Source organism: Streptococcus oralis (assembly GCF_003943395.1).
Lineage (GTDB): Bacteria > Bacillota > Bacilli > Lactobacillales > Streptococcaceae > Streptococcus > Streptococcus oralis_BF.
This window is the reverse complement of sequence record NZ_RJPJ01000016.1, coordinates 1-23,750: the sequence shown is the minus strand read 5'-3', so window position 1 is coordinate 23,750 and position 23,750 is coordinate 1. Positions and strand designations below refer to the sequence as shown.

The 23,750-nt window shown below is 41.4% G+C and carries 13 protein-coding genes and 2 pseudogenes; 4 read left to right on the top strand and 11 right to left on the bottom strand.

Going from position 1 to position 23,750, the window contains the following annotated elements:
- The 8 genes and pseudogenes from D8802_RS09805 to D8802_RS09775 form a co-directional block, all read right to left on the bottom strand.
- Positions 1-3,476, bottom strand: a pseudogene (locus tag D8802_RS09805) (beta-N-acetylglucosaminidase domain-containing protein); the annotation flags it as partial.
- Positions 3,477-3,797: 321 nt separating this feature from the next.
- Positions 3,798-3,863 (bottom strand): annotated as a pseudogene (locus D8802_RS10400) (YSIRK-type signal peptide-containing protein); the annotation flags it as partial.
- Positions 3,864-4,028: 165 nt separating this feature from the next.
- Positions 4,029-11,192: an SIALI-17 repeat-containing surface protein gene (locus D8802_RS09800; protein ID WP_125395710.1), complete on the bottom strand. Its 7,164-nt coding sequence runs from the start codon at positions 11,190-11,192 to the stop codon at positions 4,029-4,031.
- Positions 11,193-11,545: 353 nt separating this feature from the next.
- A complete protein-coding gene (locus tag D8802_RS09795) occupies positions 11,546-12,319 on the bottom strand; it encodes an HAD hydrolase family protein (RefSeq protein ID WP_125395709.1) in 774 nt (257 codons plus the stop codon).
- Positions 12,320-12,323: 4 nt separating this feature from the next.
- Positions 12,324-13,181, bottom strand: coding sequence for a bifunctional methylenetetrahydrofolate dehydrogenase/methenyltetrahydrofolate cyclohydrolase (locus tag D8802_RS09790; RefSeq protein WP_185758230.1), 858 nt, complete (start codon positions 13,179-13,181; stop codon positions 12,324-12,326).
- Between the two features lie 149 nt (positions 13,182-13,330).
- The gene (locus D8802_RS09785; protein ID WP_125395707.1) at positions 13,331-13,651 is read right to left on the bottom strand and encodes a TfoX/Sxy family protein; all 321 of its coding nucleotides are present in this window, start codon (positions 13,649-13,651) and stop codon (positions 13,331-13,333) included.
- Positions 13,652-13,684: 33 nt separating this feature from the next.
- Positions 13,685-14,419, bottom strand: a complete 735-nt coding sequence (locus D8802_RS09780) for an amino acid ABC transporter ATP-binding protein (RefSeq protein WP_125395706.1) — start codon at positions 14,417-14,419, stop codon at positions 13,685-13,687.
- Complete coding sequence (locus tag D8802_RS09775) at positions 14,419-15,102, bottom strand: amino acid ABC transporter permease (protein WP_125395705.1); 684 nt, start codon at positions 15,100-15,102, stop codon at positions 14,419-14,421. Before D8802_RS09775 ends, D8802_RS09780 begins: the two co-directional genes overlap by 1 nt.
- A 190-nt stretch (positions 15,103-15,292) precedes the next feature.
- Between D8802_RS09775 and D8802_RS09770 the strand changes: the two genes are divergently transcribed.
- The 4 genes from D8802_RS09770 to D8802_RS09755 all read left to right on the top strand — a co-directional run bounded on the left by D8802_RS09770 (position 15,293) and on the right by D8802_RS09755 (position 18,957).
- A complete protein-coding gene (locus D8802_RS09770) occupies positions 15,293-15,523 on the top strand; it encodes a DUF1797 family protein (RefSeq protein WP_000443577.1) in 231 nt (76 codons plus the stop codon).
- A 235-nt stretch (positions 15,524-15,758) separates the two neighbouring features.
- Positions 15,759-18,011, top strand: a complete 2,253-nt coding sequence (locus D8802_RS09765; protein ID WP_125395704.1) for an ATP-dependent Clp protease ATP-binding subunit — start codon at positions 15,759-15,761, stop codon at positions 18,009-18,011.
- Between the two features lie 135 nt (positions 18,012-18,146).
- The gene (locus D8802_RS09760) at positions 18,147-18,599 is read left to right on the top strand and encodes an NUDIX hydrolase (RefSeq protein WP_125395703.1); all 453 of its coding nucleotides are present in this window, start codon (positions 18,147-18,149) and stop codon (positions 18,597-18,599) included.
- Between the two features lie 58 nt (positions 18,600-18,657).
- Positions 18,658-18,957 (top strand): DUF1827 family protein, encoded by a 300-nt coding sequence (locus D8802_RS09755; protein ID WP_125395702.1) that lies wholly within the window; start codon positions 18,658-18,660, stop codon positions 18,955-18,957.
- 66 nt (positions 18,958-19,023) lie between these two features.
- Here D8802_RS09755 and metK read toward each other — a convergent pair whose 3' ends face one another.
- The 3 genes from metK to D8802_RS09740 form a co-directional block, all read right to left on the bottom strand.
- A complete protein-coding gene (metK, locus tag D8802_RS09750) occupies positions 19,024-20,214 on the bottom strand; it encodes a methionine adenosyltransferase (RefSeq protein ID WP_125395701.1) in 1,191 nt (396 codons plus the stop codon).
- 180 nt (positions 20,215-20,394) lie between these two features.
- Entirely contained in the window at positions 20,395-21,738 is a 1,344-nt protein-coding gene (locus D8802_RS09745; RefSeq protein ID WP_125395700.1) for a DEAD/DEAH box helicase, read from the bottom strand.
- A 274-nt stretch (positions 21,739-22,012) separates the two neighbouring features.
- A partial coding sequence (locus D8802_RS09740) for an SHIRT domain-containing protein (protein ID WP_185758229.1) occupies positions 22,013-23,750 on the bottom strand: 1,738 nt, incomplete at its 5' end.

The window sequence follows — 23,750 nt, the reverse complement described above, 5'->3', positions numbered from 1 at the left end:
TCTCCTACTGTCACAACATCTGTCCAAGTTTTACCGTCTTGGCTGACTTGGATCTTACCATCACGAAGGTAGTTTTGAGTTCCGTCTTGGATGTAGGCTCTAATCTTCTTGATAGTGCGTTCGCTACCAAGTTTCAAGGTCACGTGGCCATCTTTATGGGCGTAGTCTGAAAACTCAACGAAGTTGTTGTAAACACCGTCAAATAGTTGATCTAGGTTGTTCAGTTTACGAACATCATTGCTGCCGTATATTGGATGAATGCCCATAGTTGTAGATTCTAGTTTGGTTGGTTGCACTTCTTTGGTTGTCACAAGGAGAGAAGTGGCTGTGACAGCTTGTTCCTGATCCGTTTTGTTGACCAGACGAACATAACGTACCAAGTGGGTTGCGACAGATTTGTCTGTCAACTGGCTGGCTGGCGTCCATTCTTGCGCATTTGCAGAGTACTCTAGGCTAAGAGCAGGGTTGGCTTGCCCTTGGAGCTGGATGCTCTTGACCTGATGGATACGGTCAAGCTTCGTTCCTAGATAGCTATGAGCAGGGAGTTTGGTTCCAGCTGGAATTTGAAGCTCGTAACTGCCCAAGCTATCCACTACTGGTGTTTCCTTCAAGGCATCCACGTTGGTGTCCGTTAAGTCAAGATTTGGACTATCGACATCTACTGTAAATTCCGCAATTCTCCACCACTTATTTAAGGTTTGTGTATTGCGAATGCGAACAAAACGAGTTGTAAATTCTTGCACAATATCAGAAGTTCGTTGCCCTGATAAATTTTGAAGCGTTGTCCAATTTGTACCATCTGCAGAATATTCGATGACACCAGATGCTAGTTTGTCTCGTTCCCCTTGCATCAGATGAACTCGTTTTACTTTATGCAGTCCACCTAAGTCCATTTGTACCCAGGCTTGCGCTGGTGTGACATTGGTCTGATCAACATTTGCCATCATGGATTCTGTGTTTTCTCGACCATCTTGCATCTGAACAACACTTGTTCCATATTTGTAAACAAGGTTTGGACTTAAACTAATAGTGCCCCTAACCTTCTTACTACCCAATTCTAGGGGTCTGTTAACAGCAATTTCACGCATGGCAAGCCAAGCATTATCCTTCTTAGCTGTTGCTATCATACGAACAGCTTGAGCTGTGATATCGAGGTCATTAAATTCCAGAATACGTTCTCTACCAGTATAAGCGGGGCTCGTTATGGCTACCCATTCTCCATGTTCATTTTGATATTCAACAAGAGCATTACTAAAGGTATAATTATCGGCCGTATTAGTACCCGTAGCGAAACCTAATTTGTGTATTTTAATTGCCTTATTAAAGCGCAAGCCTACATAATCGCCTCTCTCAATCACAATGGTTGTTTTAGCAATCACATGTGTATCAAAGTCACCATCTGTGACTTCTTTCAATCCGCCTCCTATTCCAGCACGATTCGTAATAAATGTTGTCACAAATTTATCTGGATTCAACATTGCTTGGATATGTAAGGCTAAGTATTCTTTGAGATTATTGATAAATGGTCGAATATGTTGGACACCAAATTCTGCGTATTCATAATGGTCAACGTAAAAGAAGGCATACTTAACTGACTGGTCATAATGTTTGACTCCGGCCTGATAATACTCCCACACCTTGGCATCATTCTTTTCAGTAAGACCTTCTGTAGCTGTTAGGAAAGCTTCAAGCGCGTTCATTTGATCTACTGTATTCTCTAACCAATAGTGAATTTGTTCGATTAATTTCTGATCACCTTTTTCTTTAAGTAACAGAGCATTGGCTTTCAAACCAGCAAAAATTTCCCTCAACTCTTTTCTTTCAGTATCCAGATTTTGACCAGATTTGAGTTTGTTATAGAATTCTGTCAATTTTGGAGCCAATTCTACAGACTCTTCTAATTTAGTGACATGGGGAGGTCTATTTTGATTGCGCATGTGTTTTCCGAGTTCTCGAAAAGCCTTCGAAACACTGCTTTCTTCAAAATGATCATTAACTACATAGTTAAAGGCCATATCGTTGATTTGTTCTGCTTCTTCTACACTTCTCCATTGTTTCCATCCATACTGAGCCATATCAAAAAGTGCCACTTTAGATGCTTCAGATTGTTGCATTGGATTTAGCATAATTCCTTGTGCAAGTGATAAATCAACATTTGGATGTAAGAATTTTTCACCACCTCCAAGAATTAGGTGGGGTTTTGTATTATCATTACATGGCCAGTTAATCCAGAACTGAATTGGACGGTAAGTCTCACCACCTTCTGTTAAATTTTTCTTTAAGTTCGTTAAGAATGTTTGGTCAACAGCCCCCCAGACCTTTCCACCAGTAAGAGTTAAATGGACATTTTCAGGAAGATGTTCATTCAAGGTTCGAAGTTCAGCTTCAGTTCCTTGCCCCATGTACCAGGCAGGAACAAAAATCATATCTTTTCGGAGACCACTGTATATTGTTTGTTTTTCAGTCAACCAATTTGTGATATCCTTCATCAAGCGAACATAACTATGGTAACCACCAACTGGGCTTGGTGCATCATCTGCAAGCACACCAAATTCACGCACTCCCACGTCCAACAACTGAGTAAACTTAGCCTTTATGGTTGCAAGATCAGCCTGGTAATGCGCTTCACTGCCAAAGCGGATACGATTGTTCATAAATGGATGGATGGTCCAAACATAACGTGTTTTCGTTTGATTACCGACACGTGCAAGTTCTCGGATTTCAGCCAGTTTTTCTTCTGGGTAAAGTTCACGCCATTTCTTATTGTGGTATGGATCATCTTTTGGTGCGAAATAGTATTGAGTTAACTTCAATTCACTTCCATAACGCATCAATTCTTTACGATTTTCATTAGACCATGGATTTCCATAGTAACCTTCGATAAACCCACGGTTCTTGATTTCAGCGTAATCTTCCACTGTCACATTGCGAAGGACTGGCACTTGACTTTCCTTGAGCATATGTTTCAAGGTTGTCAAACCATAAAAGACCGCATCTGTGTCTTTTCCGACGATGGAGATAGAGTTGTCCTTGATGGTCAGAGCATAAGAATCAATTTTGTCAAAGAGACCTGCGGAAACCTTGGACAAGTTTTGTTCTGCTTGTGAACCTTGTCCATGCACTCCAAGATAGATATTAGTTGCGCCAGAAACGGCCGTTTTACTAGTTTTGTAAGATACTTGATTGTCCTGCAAAACGCTCTTCAAGCGATTGCGAGTATAGATATCGAGTTGATCGCCCATTACCAGATTGACTTGCTTACGAAGGGCTGTGACACCTTCTCCATAAGTCACTTTTTGTGGAGTTGGAAAGACCTTGTACTCTTTTTTGAGATAGTCTGAGCTCTTGCTGGCAGCTTCAATACTGGCTTTGCTAGCTGGTTTGCTTGCCGTAAATTGATTGGCCAATTCAACTGTTCCATCACCTGTTTGCTCTACTTTTGGAGTTTTAGGTGTAATTGGTTGACTAGGTTTAGCGATTTCTTTATCATTTTGTCCTCCACTCATGGCTTCAGACGGCTTTGTTTCATTCTCTGGAATTCTAGGTGCTTCAGCTGGTTTAAGATTATTTGTCGAATCAGTAGAACCAATCGTTCCTGTAGTTTCTCCATTTCCAACTGTCGAGCTAGCTTCCTTTCCAGCATTTTCTTCTGCTTTCTTCAAAACTGCTGCAAGTTCATCAGGTAACTTTTCCAATGGCTGAGCTTGAGTTATAGTCCCCTCTTTATCTCCTACACTACCTGTTTCTGCTGCCTCTACTAAATTAACACCAAAGATACTGGCACCAATCATAATAGAAGCTACTCCAATAGCGAATTTACGAATACTGTAATGACAACGTTTATTGAAAAAATTTTTATCCATCTTTATCTTATCTCCTTTCATCCAAACACGAAAGTAAACGATTCCATTTTTACTAGTAAAGACGGAGAGGCCTAATCGGTCCTCTCCATCTCTTCAACTCATTTATCGATGTGATTTTTTATCATCGACCAAGCTATACCAATAGGATAGCATTAGACGCACAAACTAATCCTCTTTTCGTTTTGCAGTTAATAGGGCTGCTGACAAGGCCAAGCTAACACCTGCCAAGAAAATGGCTGTTTCAGATTCTCCCTCACCGGTTTCTGGTAATCTATTTTGCTCTTCTTTTACTACTGAAACATTTGGTTTTATAGTCTGGTCATGAGCTAATAGCTCTACTGGATAATCTGGTTTTTCAAGAACAGGCGCTTCCTCATTTCCTACCGTGGCTAGAACACCATGATACTCTGGAAGTTTATGTTCTAGAGCCATTACAGCATTAACGCCACCCTTAAATTCAGGTTTCTCAACGCTTGGTGCCGCTTGATCTCCTACAGTAGCAAGAGTTCCTGTGTATTCTGGAACTTCGTTTACTGCTGCTTCCACAAAGTTAGCACCTCCTTTGAATTCTGGAACTTCGTTTACTGCTGCTTCTACAAAGTTAGCACCTCCTTTGAATTCTGGAACTTCATTGACTGGAGCTGGCTCCTCGCCTTTACTACTTGAAATAGATGCTTTCACTCCTACTTCAACAATGCGATCCTGAGCCTTTCTTTCTTCAGAATGAACAAGACTTCTAGTAGTACCCAAAACTTGAATATAGTCAACTTTTTCTCCATCTTGTCCTTCAGAAACGATACGACGTTGACCTTGAGCAAGTTCAGGGTTTTCACGAATAACTTCTTTAAACGGAAGCGGAGTCTTTTCAATTTCCAAACTTGGAGTTTCTGCTACTAAGTTCTTAACGCCTTCTGTTGGTGTTGTTTGGAAGGTAGACTTAAAGTGTAAACGATATTCTTTCACCAGATTTCCATCTTTGGAAACAAGACGAACCAGTGTTGGAAGATTGGCATTTCCAGAATCCACAACTGTAACTACTCCATGTCCACTAGTTGTTGCAGTGACTTTTGGTTTTGAACCCATTGTTGTTAGAGTGTAATCTGTCACATTTGGATCAAAGTTTTCCAATGCTTTTCCGTCGATCGAAATAGTCGCTGATGGTGTTTCCACTTCTGATCCCTTGCCTGCAGAGTAGGCTGTAAATTCTACAAGTGCAAGACCATTGGTGGTAGCCTTACGAGTCATGCGCGCACGAATAGCTGTCGTTTGAACCGGTTCAAAGTTAAACTCGATTGGTTTACCAGCTACTAATTCTCCAGAAGCTTTGTAAGAAATTGGTGCCCAATTTTCTGCCTTGTTAAATGGATGATCGGCATTTTCTTCGTAACGAGAAATCGTACTTGGTTCTGTAAAAGCAGGACCAATATATCTTTCTAGAACCATTTTCTCTGGAGCATCTGTGCCACTATCTTTAAAGAACTGAATGGCTACTTTCCCAATAGATTGAGAAGCAATTTTTCCATCCTTCTTAAAGAGTAATCCAACAGAAGTTTCTTGATTTTTCGGAGTACGAGACCAGTTTGTCCAACGTCCATCTTCATTGTATTTTCCATCATTGATATAGAAAATTCGATCATGTGAAGCTGCTTGAGTATCGTTCGTTGTCGAAGCAAAGGCTTTAGAATCAGTTTCATTGTTGCTTGGATTTTCTGAAATGACTTGATTGCCTTTAGAAACAACTGTCACCTGCATTTTAGTCGTTAGATTTGTACCAATGACATGACCGGTAACTTCAAATGTTCCCTCATGCTCTGTCGCATGTTCTGGAATAGCATCCCACTTCACTGCAAGTTTATCTGTAGTCCAATTAGTTGAAGTTGGATAATAAACACTTACTTCTGAAGGAAGTTGAAGATTGTCTCCAACATTCAAGATTTTAGCACTGTTTTCTGCAGTAAGAGGTTGACTAGTTTCTCTCTCATCATTGTGGAAAATTCGATATTCTTTCAACACCGTACCATCTTCTGCTTTCAAGATGAGACGTGTTGCACCTTTTGGACTTGTTGCAGGAACAACTGTTACCAAACCATTATTGCTAGCTGTTGCTGTGATTTCTTTGCTAGATTGAGGAATATAGTAATCTGTCTTAGATGGATTAAAATGTTCAAGATCCTTGCCATCTACCTTGATAGAAATCTCTGAACTTGTTTCACTTAAGACCTTGTTTCCAAGCACAGTTAGCTCTGTCAGACCAACACCTGATGTTCCATCTGCTTTCTTCATACGAATACGAACAGCGTAGGTTTCGACCTTGTCAAATGTGAAGTGATTGGTTTGAGTTGCAGACAGCTGACTTGGAGCATGTAAGTTTTCAACTGCTTTCCAATTGTCTGGATTATTAAATGGATGATTGCTATCTCGTTGCGCATGACTGACATCACTTGGTAAATCTGGAATTTCTTTACCTACATAATATTCAACTACATATTCTTTTGGAAGACCAATTGCTCCATCAGTATAGAAATCAACCGACAAATTGTTGACAAAACGCTTCGTCAAGTCTCCTGAATTACCAAATAAGATAGAAGCCCAGTCATTATCAGTATTTGTTCTCCAAGTAGTCCATCTATTTTTAGCATCTGATGGCGTTCTTGATACAGTCAAATCGTTCAAGGTGTTGGCTGTGTCATCTCCTCCTGTATTGGATACAATGGCAGCTGGTAATTGTGAACCTGTCCATTGTTTAGAGATATTATTTCCAGCAACCACTTGACTAGACACTCGAACATGAGCTTTAGTTGTCAGATTGCTACCTACTAAACGACCATTGATTTCATAGACCCCTTCAGTTTGACTAAAGTTGGCTGGAACCTGATCCCAAACAACATCTTTGTAGATAGTTGTTCCGTTAGAATGGTAAGCCCGGACATTAGCTGGCAATTGAACCGTCTCACCCTTAGGTACTGTGAGACTGATTTCCTCTGCAACTTGCAATCCTTCAACCGTTACAGTCGCTTGAGCTTCAATATCTGTGCCTTCCACATGTCCTTTAAGCGTAAAGCTATGATAGTGCCCCAACTCTTTTTCATCTACCTTATCCCAAGCTACAGATACTTTGCGTGGCAAGCCCTTATCAAATTCTGCTCCAACTTCTTTAGGTAGATTCGGTTGCTGATTGATATCTGTAGAAACAGACACAGGATGAAGTTTCACAATCTTCTTGCTGACTTTATTTTCTTTAATCACCACTTCAGTGGTTACAGATTCTGTTTTCTCTGTTTGATTATCGATTCGAGGTGTCAAAGTCACTCTTCCCTTAGTATAGAGCAATAGATTCTGACCATTCACCTCAAGATGTCCCCCATCAGATGATTTAGCTTCTAAGTGAATATCTGAAGCCGAAAACTCTGTTTGTGAACCATCCTCATAACGACCAATGACGTGATAAGTTAATACTTGATCTTCAGTGGCAGTTTCTTTTCCTTCTACAACCACTTCCAAACGTTTCAAAGCAGGAGCTTCCTTCACAAACTGAATTAAGTAAGTTTGAACCAAGTCACCCTTTTGGTCACTCAAGAAGACAGAAGCCTGATAACCATTATCAGCAGAAGCTTGCTGAACAGTTACTTGATATCCGGTAGTCTGAGCTCCAACACTTGGAATAGTTGCAGTGTAAGGAAGGGATACACGGTAATAGGTCTTGCCAGACTCAAAATTCTCAAGAGCTTTATCCCCAACAGTAAGTCCTGTAATGCTACTTGTTGTTTCCTTACTACTTGCGATAAAGGTTGCAGTCACTTCACGGTCGTCATCTACCAATTTACCAGTAGCCTCCGTACGTCCACCTTCCTTGTTCAAAGCAGCAGGGTCTTTCAAGGTCCAAGAAACAACATCAGTATCAATCAAGCTACCATCTGTCAGAACAGCTGTGACCGTTTTATCCAAATCAGCCGCATTCGTTCCAACTGGGACTGTAGCAACTTTTGGTAACCATCTATCTAAAGCAATCACTTTAACAAGTGCCTCAGCTTTAGTTTCCAAACCTTCTACACGTCCAGATACTTTTTTCTCACCTGCGCTTGTAAGCAAGTCAGATGGCATTTCCCAAGTTACAGTCTTTTCCTCAACACTACCGTCACTATAAATAGCTGTTACTGTTTGAGGTAATTCAGGATTTGTCGTCACATCAGTTGTTGCTTTTACAGGAGCAAAGGCTACAAAGTGACGATTTTCTTTCTTACCAGACACCGTTGCGACCGTTGCGCTATCAGATGTCAAACCAGCAGAATCTGCATAAAGAGTAAATTTACCTTCTTTTTCTGTTGATTTTACAATGACAACCCCTTTACCATTGAAAGCACGTCTTTGCCATGTTCCATCTGCTTGAGCTTTGTAGCGTTCACGACTAGCTTGTTCTCCATTATCCACACCAACGATTTGTCCCTGACCATGAAGATTGAAATGAACAAGATTGTTAGCTGTAGGAACCACATTACCATCGCCATCAACAATTTCATAATGGATGTAGGATAGGTCCTTTCCATCTGCAGTGATAACATGCTCTTCTTTAGTCAGACGAACTCTTGCTGGCTCCCCAGCAGTTGTCACACTATCACGCGCAATTTCGTTGCCATTTTCATCTCGAGCAATCGCAGTCAGTGTGCCTGGTTGGTATTTCACAAGCCACTCAAGATACAATTCACTTGGTTTAGCTCCCTCATGATATGGACGTCCATCTTCTGTCCTTTTCTTAGTAAATTCCTTTTTACCAAGCGACTCTCCATTTAAGAACAATTCGACGCTTGCAGCATTTGAGAAGGTACGAACCGGAACCTTTCCATCAATCAGCATCTTGCGATCCTTAAGGGTCTCTTCAGTCCAGTTCCAATGTGGTAAAATGCGAACAGTTGGCTTTTCTTTAGCACTATACCATTCACTACGGTAAAGGTAGAAATCATTCTTTGGTAAACCAGCTGTATCAATAATACCAAAGTAAGAGCTCTTGACAGGTGTACTATCTTGGTTATGCCATGGAGTCGGTTCTCCAATATAGTCAATTCCTGTCCAGATAAATTGTCCAGCATAGCCAGCACGATCACGGTCAAAAGTCCATGATTCAGTAGCTGTTCTTCCCCATCCAACACGGTCATTACCATAGTCAGATTGTTCATAGTGACGATTTGGACGATTGTCATGTCCAAGGATTTGAGCAGGGTTATAATAAGAATCACGCGTCCTAGTAGCTGAAGAAGTTTCAGAACCATAAATGAGCCAGTCTGGATGCACTCTACGAACAGCATCATAATTACGTTCACCATAGTTCATACCGACAGCATCCATAATTTCTGCGAGTTTCAAGAAATCACCTGTCGCTGCACGACTAAATTTGTTTTCCCCCATGGTTACATAACGCTCAGTATCAATCGCTTTGATAACTGCCTTCAAGCGTTTAGCAGTTTCGATAGAACGAGGACTACCATTTGCCTCCTCTACCTCATTTCCAAGAGACCACATGACGATAGACGGATTGTTCTTATCACGTTCTACCATTGTTCTGAGATCAAAATCAGACCACTTCTCACCCTTCTTAGCCTCCGGATGAGTTGCATCTTGATCAAAGAACCGTCCATAGTCGTAAGTCTTCTTGCCACCATACCAAGTATCAAAAGCTTCCTCTTGAACCAAAAGACCTAAACTAGCTGCAGCATCAAGCAACTGAGGACTCGCTGGATTGTGGGTTGTTCGAATAGAGTTAACCCCCATATCTTTCAAGAGTTTTAATTTACGATAGGTAGCCTTATAATTCTCTTCTGCCCCCAAGGCTCCATTGTCATGGTGAATACTTACTCCGTGGAATTTCATGCGTTCACCATTCAGAGAGAAACCTTCCTTAGCAGTCCAATTGAAATAACGGTAACCAAATGTATCTTCTGTTACATCAACTAGTTGACCTTCTTTATAAACCTTTGTTTTCAACACATACAGTTGAGGATGATAACTTTTTGTCGTCCAAAGAGTTGGTTTATTAACTAGGATTGTTTGTCTGAAATCTGCAGTTTCATTTTCTGCTAAATTCTTCGTTTCAGAGCGGACTAATTCTGAAACAACCTTACCTTCCTTAGTAAAAATTTGTTGTTCCACAAAGACTTTAGCAGCCTTCTTATCCGTATTTTTAATCTTACTCTGAACCTGTGTTTCAACATTCCCTTCTTTTTGCTCAGCAAGTTTTGGAGTAGTGATATGATTACCATTTTCGGCAACATGGACTTTATCACGATAACTAAGGGTTACATCACGATAAATCCCACTTCCTGAATACCAACGACTACTTGGTTGCTTATTGGTCACTTGAACAGTAATTGAATTTTCACTACCATCCTTGTTTAAAAATTCTGTGATATCATATGAAAAATGATTATAGCCACTTGGATAATGTCCGACAAATTTACCATTTACATAGACCTTTGAATCCATGTAAACCCCATCAAAATTGATACGAACATCCTTATTCTTGTCTGCTTCGTCTAATGTGAAAGTCTTACGATACCAAGCTGTTCCACCATTTAACTGCCCACCTTCATTACGAGCGGGAGACTTGTGATCAAAGTCAAAATAAATACTCCAATCATGAGGAAGATTCAATTTAGACCAATCATGAACATCCACATCTTTTTTTGAAAAATCTCCTTGGGCATTTAGTTTAAAATACCAATCTTTATTAAAATCTTGTTTTCGTTCCGATAATAGCTGTTTTTCCTTTTCAACTTCGGCTTTGTTTGACTCTCTAGACAGCACTTGTGATTTTTCAGAAGAAGGTTTAATCTCTGTGTCTGCTTTCACTTGGTCCTTTTCAGAAGTTTTTTTAGAATCCTCTTTCACTTCTGTTCCAGCTGTTACTGCAGATTCAACAGGCTTTGGATTTGCCTCTTCAGATTTCTGTTTGTTATCAGCCTTGTTTCCTTCTTCTACTTTATTTGGAGTTTCCCCTTTAGGACTAACCAATTCACGACTACTCTCGTTAGTAGGTGTAGTAGGTTCTGTATCCTTAGTCACTTTATCTTCTGCCGATTCAGCTTTTGGTTTTACAAACTCACGCCCACCATTCTCATCAGCCTTTGCAATAGCAGCTGCCACATCATCGGGAAGCTTATCTAAAGGTTGAGCTTGATGAACAGTTGTTTCTTCTGTTTTAGCATTGGATGAAGCCACCTCCTCAGCTTGTACAGCAGAAATACCAAATATACTAGCCCCAATCATTACAGATGCCGCACCTATTGCAAATTTACGAATGCTATAATGACAACGTTTATCAAAAAGTCTTTTGTTCATTAAAATCCTCATTTCTTTTTCTTGATACAAAGTAAGCGTTTACTTTATTTTAAAAAATAACCTCCTTCTGAATACACAAACAAGTACCAAGTTTTATAATATATTTTATATATTAAATATATCAAAAGGCACCTTAAATTGCAATTATTTTCCATTAATTTAACCCAATAAAATGATATATAAGAAGGGGTCATTTAAAAGGAATAGTTGCAATGAAAATAGCTTTCGGTTCTAGACTCTTTCTACTACAAATTGAATTCCATTAATATCTTTTTCAAACTTCAAATTTATAGTTTATAGACTGCATTACTCTACATAAAAAGAAGGCGAACCTTGTTCTACCTCCTTCTACACTATTTTCCCTTAAATTCCGCAAAAGTCTGTAAGATTTTAGCAGCAACAGCTGGAGAAGGTTCTCCTTTTATCTCTAACGTGTCGTCTGCATATGGAGTAAGACCAGCAAAATCTCCTATCTGGACTGAATAAAGAGAGGTTTTAAACAGTTCAATATCGTTTTGGTCATTTCCAAAAGCGATGAAGTTCTCCCCACATAACTTTTCAACAGTTGTCGCCTTATGAGTATCCAAGGGGTTGACATAAAGGCACTTTTCATGTGCATGATAGGACAGATGAGCCTGCCCCAGTCTTTCTAACTGACCAAGCAGATCATCAAGCAAATCCTCATGGTCGCCCATATAAACGACTACCTTAATCGGAGTACCCAAGTCCTCGAGTTTCTGATGACGAGCCACCTTTAGGGGATCTACACTGGAGATAAATGGAATCTTCTCCACAATCTGACCACTATAGTCAAAGCAATCATCTGCAAAGAAAGAGAGATTATAGGTCTGGCAATAATCCACTAACGCCTGATAAACTCTAGCATCGAGATTCCTTTCGAAGATGACCTTCCCCAGATGATAGGCTATGCCACCATTCAAACCTATGACCAAGCGCTGACTGAGTTCAGGGCCTAATAAACCCAAGCAATCCCGATAAGAGCGAGCTGAGGCAAACACAAGCTCATGCCCATAATCTTCAGCCTTTAAAAGAACCTGCTGAATCTCCTCGTCTATGGTCATGTAGTCAAAAGATAGCGTTCCATCCAGGTCAAATACGAATTTCATTTTCCTAGTCCTTGTTCAGTGTACGAAGCGCTGCCTGATAGGTTTGCTCCATTAGCATGGTAATAGTCATAGGACCAACTCCACCTGGTACAGGTGTGATGTGACTAGCAAGCGGTGCAACAGCATCATAGTCAACATCTCCACAAAGCTTGCCATTTTCATCACGGTTCATCCCTACGTCAATGACAACCGCTCCTGGTTTGACAAAGTCAGCAGTCACAAACTTAGCACGACCGATTGCGACCACCAGAATATCCGCCTTAGCAGCCACCTTAGCAAGATGATGGGTGCGTGAGTGGGTCAAGGTCACTGTTGCATTTTTAGCCAAAAGAAGCTGAGCCATCGGTTTTCCAACGATATTTGAACGACCGATAACAACCGCATTTTTACCTTCTAGATCAATCCCATACTCATGAAACATTTCCATAATTCCTGCAGGTGTCGAAGGAATCATGACTGGATGACCTGACCAGAGGCGTCCCATGTTTAGCGGATGGAAACCATCCACGTCTTTTTCTGGATCAATGGCTAATAAAACCGCCTCTTCATCGATATGTTTGGGTAAAGGTAACTGAACCAAAATCCCATGCCAAGCTGAATCTTGATTGTATTTAGCAATCAAGTCTAACAATTCCGCTTGGGTAATGGTCTCTGGAACTCGCACAACTTCACTACGGAAGCCAGCAGCAAGAGCTGACCGTTCCTTGTTGCGAACGTAGACTTGGCTGGCAGGATTGTCCCCAACCAAAATCACCACCAAGCCTGGAACTAGACCTGTTTCTTCTTTTAGTTTGGCTGTCTTTTCAGCCAACTGTCCTTGTAACTTAGCTGCAAGAGCCTTCCCATCAATAATCTGTGCCATATTTCTTCTCTTTTCTATCAAATATCTTCTATTATATCAAAAAATACCTTGGCATTCTAACACTTCTTGACTAATAGACCTTATAGTTTGAAACTATAAGAAAAAGCTCTTATCGAGCTTTTAGTGCCTATTTATCTTAGGCAAGTCTATCATGCTTTCTTTTTGACCTTGGGAGCAGGCAAAACTTCGTACATATCCTTGATTAGTCTCGCTAGAAATAACTTGTCTTCAAGGTCTTCTAGTAAAATCATCTCTTTGGCTCCTTCATAAGGACGTTCAAGCCTTGTCTGTCCCAGTTGATCCAAAACCACCTTCACAGGCTTCAATAACAAACGATTATCATAGATTCCCCCAATAATCTTCCCACGATAATAAAGGATATACTCTCCCATCATTGGACGATAACTCATCTCCTCTAGCTCCGAAAACCGATCGAGAATAAAGGCTAAATATTCCTTACTTGAAGCCATGATTTCTACTCCACTTCTTCTAAAAATGAGGTTTTACAAAATCTTACTCAAAAAATCCTTGGTCCGTTGTTCTTGGGTTTGGTCAAAAATCTCCTCTGGCCTTCCATCTTCAACAACAACCCCATCCGCCATAAAGATAACACGGTCTGCTACCTCACGCGCAAAGCCCATTTCATGCGTCACAATCACCATAGTCATCCCTGACTTGGCGAGATCTTGCATAACAGCTAGAACTTCGCCAACCATCTCAGGGTCTAGAGCTGAAGTCGGCTCATCAAAGAGCAAAACATCTGGCTCCATTGCCAGTCCACGCGCAATAGCAATCCGTTGTTGCTGCCCACCTGACAAACTCTGTGGATAGGCCGTCGCCTTATCTGGCAAACCAACTTTTTCTAGCAGTTCTTGGGCTCTATTCTCCGCTACTTCCTTGCTTTCTCCTTTGGTTTTGATTGGTGATAAGGTGATATTTTCCATGACCGTCATATTGGGAAAGAGGTTGAATTGTTGGAATACCATGCCCATCTTTTCACGCATGGCAAAAAGGTCATTTTTCTTATCAGTGATATCAACTCCTTCAAAGATAACCTTGCCCTTACTTGCTTCCTCGAGAAGATTCATCGAACGAAGAAGGGTTGACTTCCCGCTCCCTGACGGACCGATAATGACCACAACTTCTCCTCGTTTAATCTCAAGGTCAATCCCTTTCAAGACTTCATTCTTCCCAAAAGACTTATGCAAGCCTTCGATTTTTATCAAGGTTTCTGTCATTATTTTTTGTCTCCTTGTCCAATGTAATTTTCAAATGCCTTCAAAGCCACTGTCAAAACAGAAGTCATAATCAAATAGTAAAAGGCTGCAAATAAGAGAGGCGTTAGAGGTAGATAGGTCGTCGTTGCTACCGTTGTAGCTCCATTCCAAAGTTCCATGACTCCGATTGTTGACAAAAGCGAACTATCCTTGATAATGGTGATAAATTCATTTCCCAATGCTGGTAAAATATTCTTGATTGCCTGTGGCAAAATAACATAACGCATAGCATTTTTAGGACGAATACCCAAGGAATAAGCTGCCTCTAACTGCCCTTTAGGAACTGCATTGATCCCTGCACGAACGGTTTCAGACACATAGGCACCACTATTCATCGAGATAATCAGAATACCTGGAATTAAACGGGAAAGGTCCACACCTAAAATCCCTACTTGAATAGTGGGCGCATCGATATGCATGAGGGCAAATGCAATCATAATCTGAACCATCATCGGAGTTCCACGGAAAATCCATACATAGATATTCGCAAACCAGACAAGAGGTTTAAAACGTGAGCGTTGAGCAAAGGCCAATAAGACACCTAGAATGGTACCGAAAAAGACTACCAGAATTGAAATCACTACAGTGATAAGAGCTCCGTAATTAAAATAAGGTAAATACTTTGGTAAAAAGGAAAAATTCATATAAACTCAGCTTTCTAAATATTAGATTGTATGATTATAACATAGCTTGAATTAAAATTCAATATTTTTTCACTAATTTTCACCAATAATTTTATGCAAAAGAGAAATAGCGAGAAATCTTAGTTTTTTCTAGTCAAGTCCCCGTGGTTTATGGTAAAATAGTAACGATAAGAAATGGAGGAGAATCATAATGGAATCACATTTGGTTAGAATCATCAACCGCCTAGAAGCTATGACAAAAGATGGCGGAAATCTAAAACGTAATTTTGAACGTGAAGGTGTTGTTGTCGCAGAAGTTGCATACAGCCATGACGAAGAAAATGGATCACTCTTCACCCTTCGCGATGTTGAAGCGCGTGAAACCTATACCTTTGATAGCATTGACTTGATTGCAATGGAGATCTACGAACTCCTTTATTAATATAAAAACAACGGGCAGTAAGGCCCGATGAATGAAAATCCTTTTTGTCCCCGCAAATGGGATTTTTTCTTACCCTCATAAGCAAAGATTTTCTTATAGAACTTCTCTCGAAATCTCCCTAACCCAATCTTTTTACTTGCTTTACACCTTAATCATGCTATAATGAGAGTATAAAACTTTGACTATTCTTGACCTTTTTCTTAGGACAAGGATAAGAATGAAATGAGGTAGATGTATGCTCTGTCAAAACTGTAAAATAAACGACTCAACAATTCATCTGTATACCAATATCAATGGACAGCAAAAACAAATTGATCTCTGTCAAAATTGCTATAAAATTATCAAAACAGACCCAAACAATACCCTCTTTAAAGGAATGACTGACCTAAACAATCGTGACTTTGATCCTTTCGGCGACTTTTTCAATGATTTGAACAATTTCAGACCTTCTTCTAATAACATCCCTCCCACTCAATCTGGTGGAGGAGATGGGGGCAATGGGGGCTACGGACCTCAAAACCGTGGTCCACTTCAAACACCTCCTAGCCAAGAAAGAGGACTCCTAGAGGAATATGGTATCAACATTACTGAGATTGCCCGTCGTGGGGATATTGACCCTGTTATCGGTCGAGACGAAGAGATTATTCGCGTTATCGAAATCCTCAACCGTCGAACCAAGAACAATCCTGTCCTTATCGGAGAACCAGGTGTTGGTAAAACAGCCGTTGTGGAAGGTCTAGCTCAGAAGATTGTCGATGGCGATGTTCCCCATAAACTCCAAGGCAAGCAGGTCATCCGTCTGGATGTGGTCAGTCTAGTTCAAGGAACAGGGATTCGAGGCCAATTTGAAGAGCGTATGCAGAAGCTCATGGAAGAAATCCGCAAACGCGAGGACATCATTCTCTTTATCGATGAAATCCATGAAATTGTCGGTGCAGGATCTGCTAGCGATGGCAATATGGATGCAGGCAATATCCTCAAACCTGCCCTTGCCCGTGGTGAATTGCAACTGGTCGGTGCCACTACTCTCAATGAATACCGCATCATTGAAAAAGATGCTGCTCTCGAGCGCCGTATGCAGCCTGTCAAAGTAGATGAACCAACTGTCGAAGAAACCATTATCATCCTCAAAGGGGTTCAAAAGAAATACGAAGACTACCATCACGTCAAGTATACTGATGCTGCTATCAAAGCAGCTGCAAATCTTTCCAATCGCTATATCCAAGACCGCTTCTTACCAGACAAGGCTATTGACCTTTTGGATGAAGCTGGTTCTAAGATGAATCTGACGCTGAACTTTGTTGATCCTAAAGTGATTGATCAGCGCTTAATTGAGGCTGAAAATCTCAAGGCTCAAGCTACACGAGAGGAAGACTTTGAAAAAGCAGCTTATTTCCGCGATCAAATTGCCAAGTACAAGGAAATGCAAAAGAACAAGGTGACCGATCAGGATACTCCTATCATTAGCGAGAAAACAATCGAACACATCATTGAGCAGAAAACAAATATCCCTGTTGGAGAACTCAAAGAAAAAGAACAGTCTCAGCTTATCCATCTAGCAGAAGACCTCAAGGCCCATGTTATCGGACAAGATGAGGCTGTCGATAAGATTGCAAAAGCCATCCGTCGAAATCGTGTTGGACTTGGAACTCCTAACCGCCCAATCGGAAGCTTCCTCTTTGTCGGACCAACTGGTGTTGGTAAGACAGAACTTTCCAAACAACTAGCCATTGAACTTTTTGGTTCTGCTGAGAGCATGATTCGCTTTGATATGAGTGAATACATGGAAAAACACAGCGTGGCTAAATTGGTCGGAGCCCCTCCAGGTTATGTTGGTTATGATGAAGCTGGGCAGCTGACTGAAAAAGTTCGTCGCAATCCATACTCTCTCATCCTTCTCGATGAGGTCGAGAAAGCCCATCCAGATGTGATGCACATGTTCCTCCAAGTCTTGGATGATGGTCGTTTGACAGATGGACAAGGACGTACAGTTAGCTTTAAGGATGCTATCATCATCATGACCTCAAATGCGGGTACGGGTAAGGCCGAAGCCAGCGTTGGTTTTGGAGCTGCTCGTGAAGGTCGAACCAACTCTGTTCTCGGTGAACTCGGCAACTTCTTTAGTCCAGAGTTTATGAACCGTTTTGACGGCATCATCGAATTTAAACCTCTCAGCAAGGACAACCTTCTCCAAATCGTCGAACTCATGCTAGCAGATGTCAACAAACGCCTCTCTAGCAACAATATCCACCTCGATGTGACAGACAAGGTCAAGGAAAAGTTGGTTGACTTGGGATATGATCCAAAAATGGGGGCACGCCCACTCCGCCGTACCATTCAAGACTATATCGAGGATGCTATCACAGACTACTACCTTGAAAATCCAAGTGAGAAAGACCTCAAGGCAGTCATGACAAGCAATGGCAAGATTCAAATCAAATCTGCTAAAAAAACCGAGAAAACAGAAGAGATTGCTTCTGAAAAATAAGATTAGATACTATAGAATGGAGTAGAAAACGAAAGATTTTCTACTCCTCTTTAGTAAAATAACTGTTTATTCTTGACAGCTTGCCCCTCGTCCATTATGATAATAATAAAGATACTAGAGAATGAGGAAAATGCAATGGCAAACCCAACTTTTGGTGATAAAATAGAGAATGTGACCTACCAGTCCCGCTATGGAGTTTACGTAGTTATTCCTGATCCAGAAAAAAAACAAATTGTCTTAGTTCAAGCTCCCAATGGTGCTTGGTTCTTGCCAGGTGGGGAAATTGAAGCAGGAGAAGACCATCAAGAGGCACTGAAGAGAGAACTAATCGAAGAACTTGGCTTTACAGCTGAAATTGGGGTCTATTATGGACAAGCTGATGAGTATTTTTACTCTCGCCACCGTGATACCTACTACTACAATCCAGCTTATCTCTACGAAGCTATTTCTTTCGAGGAAGTACAAAAACCATTAGAAGATTTTAATCATATTGCTTGGTTTCCTATTGATGAAGCAATTGAAAAACTCAAACGTGGTAGCCATAAATGGGGAATTGAAGCTTGGAAAAAACAGCATGGAATTGACTAAAATACACGATTTTATCCAAAAAGTGCTATAATAGAATTAGAAAATCGGAGGAACTATTATGAAGCTTATCAACACGACTAATTCACACTCGCAACTTGTCAAAAGCCAATTAGAAAGTACTGACGCAACTCTTGTTGAGGTCTATTCTGCTGGAAACACAGATGTGATTTTCACACAAGCTCCGCTTCACTATGAAATCCTCATTTCCAACAAACACCGCGCTATTCGTGAACCAGAAATCGAAACCATTCAAGATTTCTTCATGAAACGCAAGATTGATAAACAAAAAATTGATGAAGCTAATATCAGGACACTTTATTCAGATAAACTGATTGAAATTTCTATTCCTACAAAATAAGAAAGCCAGCTCTAAGCTAGTTTTCTTTTGCAAAAAAGCTTGGTAACATTACCAAGCTTTTTCATTTTATTTCACAGCTTCTTTCAAAGCATCTACCTTATCCAAACGTTCCCACGGAAGGTCAATATCTGTACGTCCCATGTGTCCATAAGCCGCTGTTTGACGGTAAATTGGACGTTTGAGGTCCAACATTTGGATAATTCCTGCAGGGCGAAGGTCAAAAATTTGACGCGCCGCTTTTTCAAGCTTGCTTTCAGCTACTGTTCCAGTACCGAAAGTATCGATACGGACAGAAACAGGTTGCGCAACACCGATAGCGTAAGCTAATTGCACTTCTGCCTTCTTAGCAAGATCTGCTGCAACGATATTTTTAGCAATATAACGTGCCGCATATGAGGCTGAGCGGTCCACCTTAGTCGCATCCTTACCAGAGAAGGCACCTCCACCGTGACGAGAATAGCCACCATAAGTATCCACGATAATCTTACGGCCAGTCAAACCGGAGTCTCCTTGAGGTCCACCGATGACAAAGCGACCAGTTGGATTGATGAGGAATTTTGTTTGCTCATCCAAGTAAGAAGCCGGAATAACCTCTTTGATAACCTTGCTAATCACATCATTGTGAATTTGTTCATTGCTAACTTCTGGATCGTGCTGAGTTGAAATAACGACTGTGTCCACACGTACTGGACGGTCATTTTCATCATACTCAACTGTAACTTGCGATTTGGCATCTGGGCGAAGATAGCTGATTTCACCAGACTTACGAAGTTCTGCCAAGCGACGAACCAGTTTGTGGCTGAGTGAAATTGGCAATGGCATGAGTTCTTCTGTTTCATCCACTGCGAATCCAAACATAAGACCTTGGTCACCAGCTCCAATCAAGTCAAGCGGATCTTGATCTGCATTTCCACGAACCTCCAAGGCTTCGTTAACACCTTGAGCAATATCTGGTGACTGCTCAACAAGTGACGGATGAACTCCCACCGTCTCCGCAGAAAAACCATACTCTGTATTGGTGTAACCAATCTCTGCAATGGTATTACGAACCACACGGTTAATATCCACATAGGCATTTGTAGAAATTTCACCAAAAACGTGGACAGAACCAGTGTATACAGCTGTCTCAGCAGCAACGTGCGCTTCTGGATCCTCTGCTAAAATAGCATCCAAAATCGCATCTGAAATTTGGTCTGCAATCTTATCCGGATGCCCCTCAGATACAGATTCAGACGTGAATAATTTACGTTCTGACATAAAAATGTCCCCCCTTAAAAATATTGTTATAGAGTTACAAAGTACTGATAGAAATTTCTACCATCTTATCGGGACTATATAACCTTATCATTATACCACTTTTTACTTTTTTTTGCATTTTTTTAGAAAAATCTTAAAGAAAAGTAACAAAAAAGGAGCCATTCAGCTCCAATTTTGTTCTTAGAAAGTTTGGCGTTTGGCTTTTCGCTCAGCACGCCCACGTGCGCGATTTTCAGCACGCTTGGTTTTGCGGCGTTTTTCATCCACCGCCCATTGAATCTTCTTCTTATAGCCTGGTTTGACTTTTTTCTTTTTCTTTTTAACCAAGCCAATCATTTCAATATCAAGCTTATCCTGCTTCTTTTCACGATTAGCACGACGATCACGGTCATATGTATCTTGAAACTCTCCGTCTTTGACCATCTTAGGAGTAAACTTGATACCTAATTTTTCCAACTCACGGATATCCGAGTCATCACTTGGCTGGTAAAGGGTAATAGCTGTACCAGGCAGACCATTGCGTCCAGTACGCCCAACACGGTGAACAAAGAAGGACAAGTCTTGCGGAATGGCATCATTTATAACATGGCTGACACCTTCAATATCAATTCCACGAGCTGCCAAGTCCGTTGCGACAATGTACTCAAAATCCAGATTTTTCACCTGATTCATGATTCGCTTGCGCTCACGAGGAGCAATGTCTCCATGAATCTTAGCTACCTTCAATCCTTGAGCAGTCAAGTATGCATGCAATTCATCTGCACGCGTCTTGGTATTAACAAAAATCATGGCTAGATATGGTTGCATAGCTTGTGTCAACTCATAAATCTGAGCATTCTTATCTCGTCCCTTGGTCGAAACCAACCAGTTTTCAATGGTATCTGAGATGACTGTCTTGGTCTTGATTTTCTCCATGACAGGATTTGACAAGTATTTTTTCAAGAATGGTTGCAATTTTTGAGGAATCGTCGCTGAAAAAACCATGAATTGCAAGTCTTTTGGAAGGCTCCCTGCAATCTTATCAACGGTTTCCAAGAATCCCATATCCAAGGTCATATCGGCTTCATCGACAACAAAGGTCTTGGCCTTGTGAATGGCTAAATCACCAGATTTGACCAAGTCATAGATACGCCCTGGAGTCCCGATGACAATATGGGGTTGATTGCTGACAAGTTTTTCAATCTGACGAGCCTTATCCGTACCACCAACATAGTTAACCACTCGGACTTCGACATCTGAGTGAGCTGCAATCTGACGAGCTGCTTGGTAAATCTGAGTAGCTAACTCACGACTTGGAGCAGTGATTACAGCTTGCACACTATCGCTAGTTTCATCCAATTGCTGGAAAATGGGTAGCAAGAAAGTGTGGGTCTTCCCTGAACCTGTTTTTGACTCACCGACCAAGTCACGACCTGCCAAGACAATAGGAATTAACTTATCTTGAACCTCTGTCGGAGTTGTAAATTTTAACTCCTCCAAAGCCTTTTCTATATAGTTTTTAAACTGAAATTTCGTAAATGACATATTATCCTCGATTCTATTCTTCCAACCATTATACCATATTTTGTTCTTTTTCTGTAGCCACACTTATCTGACCGATCACAAGGCTCTCAATTTCTCCAAATACCAATCTTAGACTTGAGATCACACATTTGCTTTCTATCCAAAATGCAAAAAGAGAAGACCAAATTGGTCTTCTCTCAGCCTTAAAGCTTGCGACTCAGATAGATTTGTCAAACAGTCAAACAGGTGCTTAAGAATCTTGTAAAAGTCGAAAGCTTCTAGATAAAATTAGTGCTTAATCATCTTTCCGCTTGCGACCAAGAAGCAACGCTGCTAGACCTGCAAGAAGAGAGCTAGTCATTAGTCCAGTGAGTGAAAGCGGTGCAGTGCTACCTGTATTTGGCAATGTAGCTTGTTTTGCTTTTTCTCCTGCTGGACTTTGAGCTGGTGGATTCTCTTCAGGTTTTCTTGGTTGTTCTGGTTGATGTCTATCTGCCTGATTATTATCAGCCCCCTGCTCTCCCCCTGGATTCACTGGTGGAACTGGATTTGGTTGAGGTGCTGGTTGTGGCGTTGGTGCTGGTTGTGGCGTTGGTGCTGGTTGTGGCGTTGGTGCCGGCTGTGGTTGTGGACTAGGATCTTGCTTAGCTTCAAAGACCCACTTACCGACGAAGGTTAGAGTTGCCCCCTCTTCCACTTTTTCGTAGCCCACGAATTTCCAAGTACCATTTGCAACAGCAACTCCTACAGGCATCGGTGCTTCTGGAACGAAAGCAATCGCTGCAGAAGAACTTGTAGTATATGTTCCACTTTGTGGAAGTAAGCTCAATACTTCTGCTGGCAAGTTGTTGTCTGCGGTTGCACTTTCGAAGCGATAAGTCACTTGATAGGTTTCAGTTACCGGTGCAGGTAAAACATTAACTGGTACAGGAACTTCAGTAGAAGAACCATCTGGATAGTCAACTCGTACCTTACCTGTGTAAGTTCCTGGTTTTGTTGTGTCAATTTGACCTGCAGGTGTAATATCCACTACTTTAGTGCCAGCTGGAAGGCTTGACAAGTTCGTCACATTATCGGTCAAGTCAGGTGTTTGTCCAACCTTGATAGTTTCTTCCGTTACTTGAGGCGTATAAGTTTCAGCATTTGTCGGATTCGCCTTGAATTCCCACTTACCGACGAAGACTACATTAGCCTTGTTGACAACGGCGCTAGCTGCGTCGTAACCCTTGAAGGTCCATGTGCCATCGTTCACTGTATCTGTATAAGTACTTTCCGCTGGTTGCTTAGCTGAAACAGAGGCACCATTCACATAAGTTGCACTGTCGCTTGGGGTCAATGATGCAATGGCTGCTGGAAGAGCTTTTCCTGCTGTCTCACTCTCGAAACGGTAACTTGCTTGATACTTGTTGGCTTCAAAGGTCCATTTTCCTACAAATTCAACATCAGCCTTGTTGACAACGGCGCTAGCTGCGTCATAACCCTTGAAGGTCCATGTGCCGTCGTTCACTGTATCTGTGTATGTGCTTTCCGCTGGTTGCTTAGCTGAAACAGAGGCACCATTCACATACGAATCACTGTCGCTTGGGGTCAATGCGGCGATGGCTGCTGGAAGAGCCTTACCTGCTGTCTCGCTCTCGAAGCGATAAGTAGCTTGGTACTTCTTAGCTTCAAAGGTCCATTTTCCGACGAAGGATACATCAGCCTTGTTGACAACGGCGCTAGCTGCGTCGTAACCCTTGAAGGTCCATGTGCCGTCGTTCACTGCGTCGGTGTATGTAGTTTGGGATGGTTGCTGAGCGGAAACAGAGGCACCATTCACATAAGTTGCACTGTCACTTGGAGTCAATGCTGCGATGGCTGCTGGAAGAGTCTTACCTGCTGTCTCACTCTCGAAGCGGTAAGTAGCTTGGTACTTCTTAGCTTCAAAGGCCCACTTTCCTACAAATTCTACATCGGACTTGTTGACAACGGCGCTAACTGCGTCGTAACCCTTGAAGGTCCAAGTGCCGTCGTTCACAGTATCTGTGTATGTG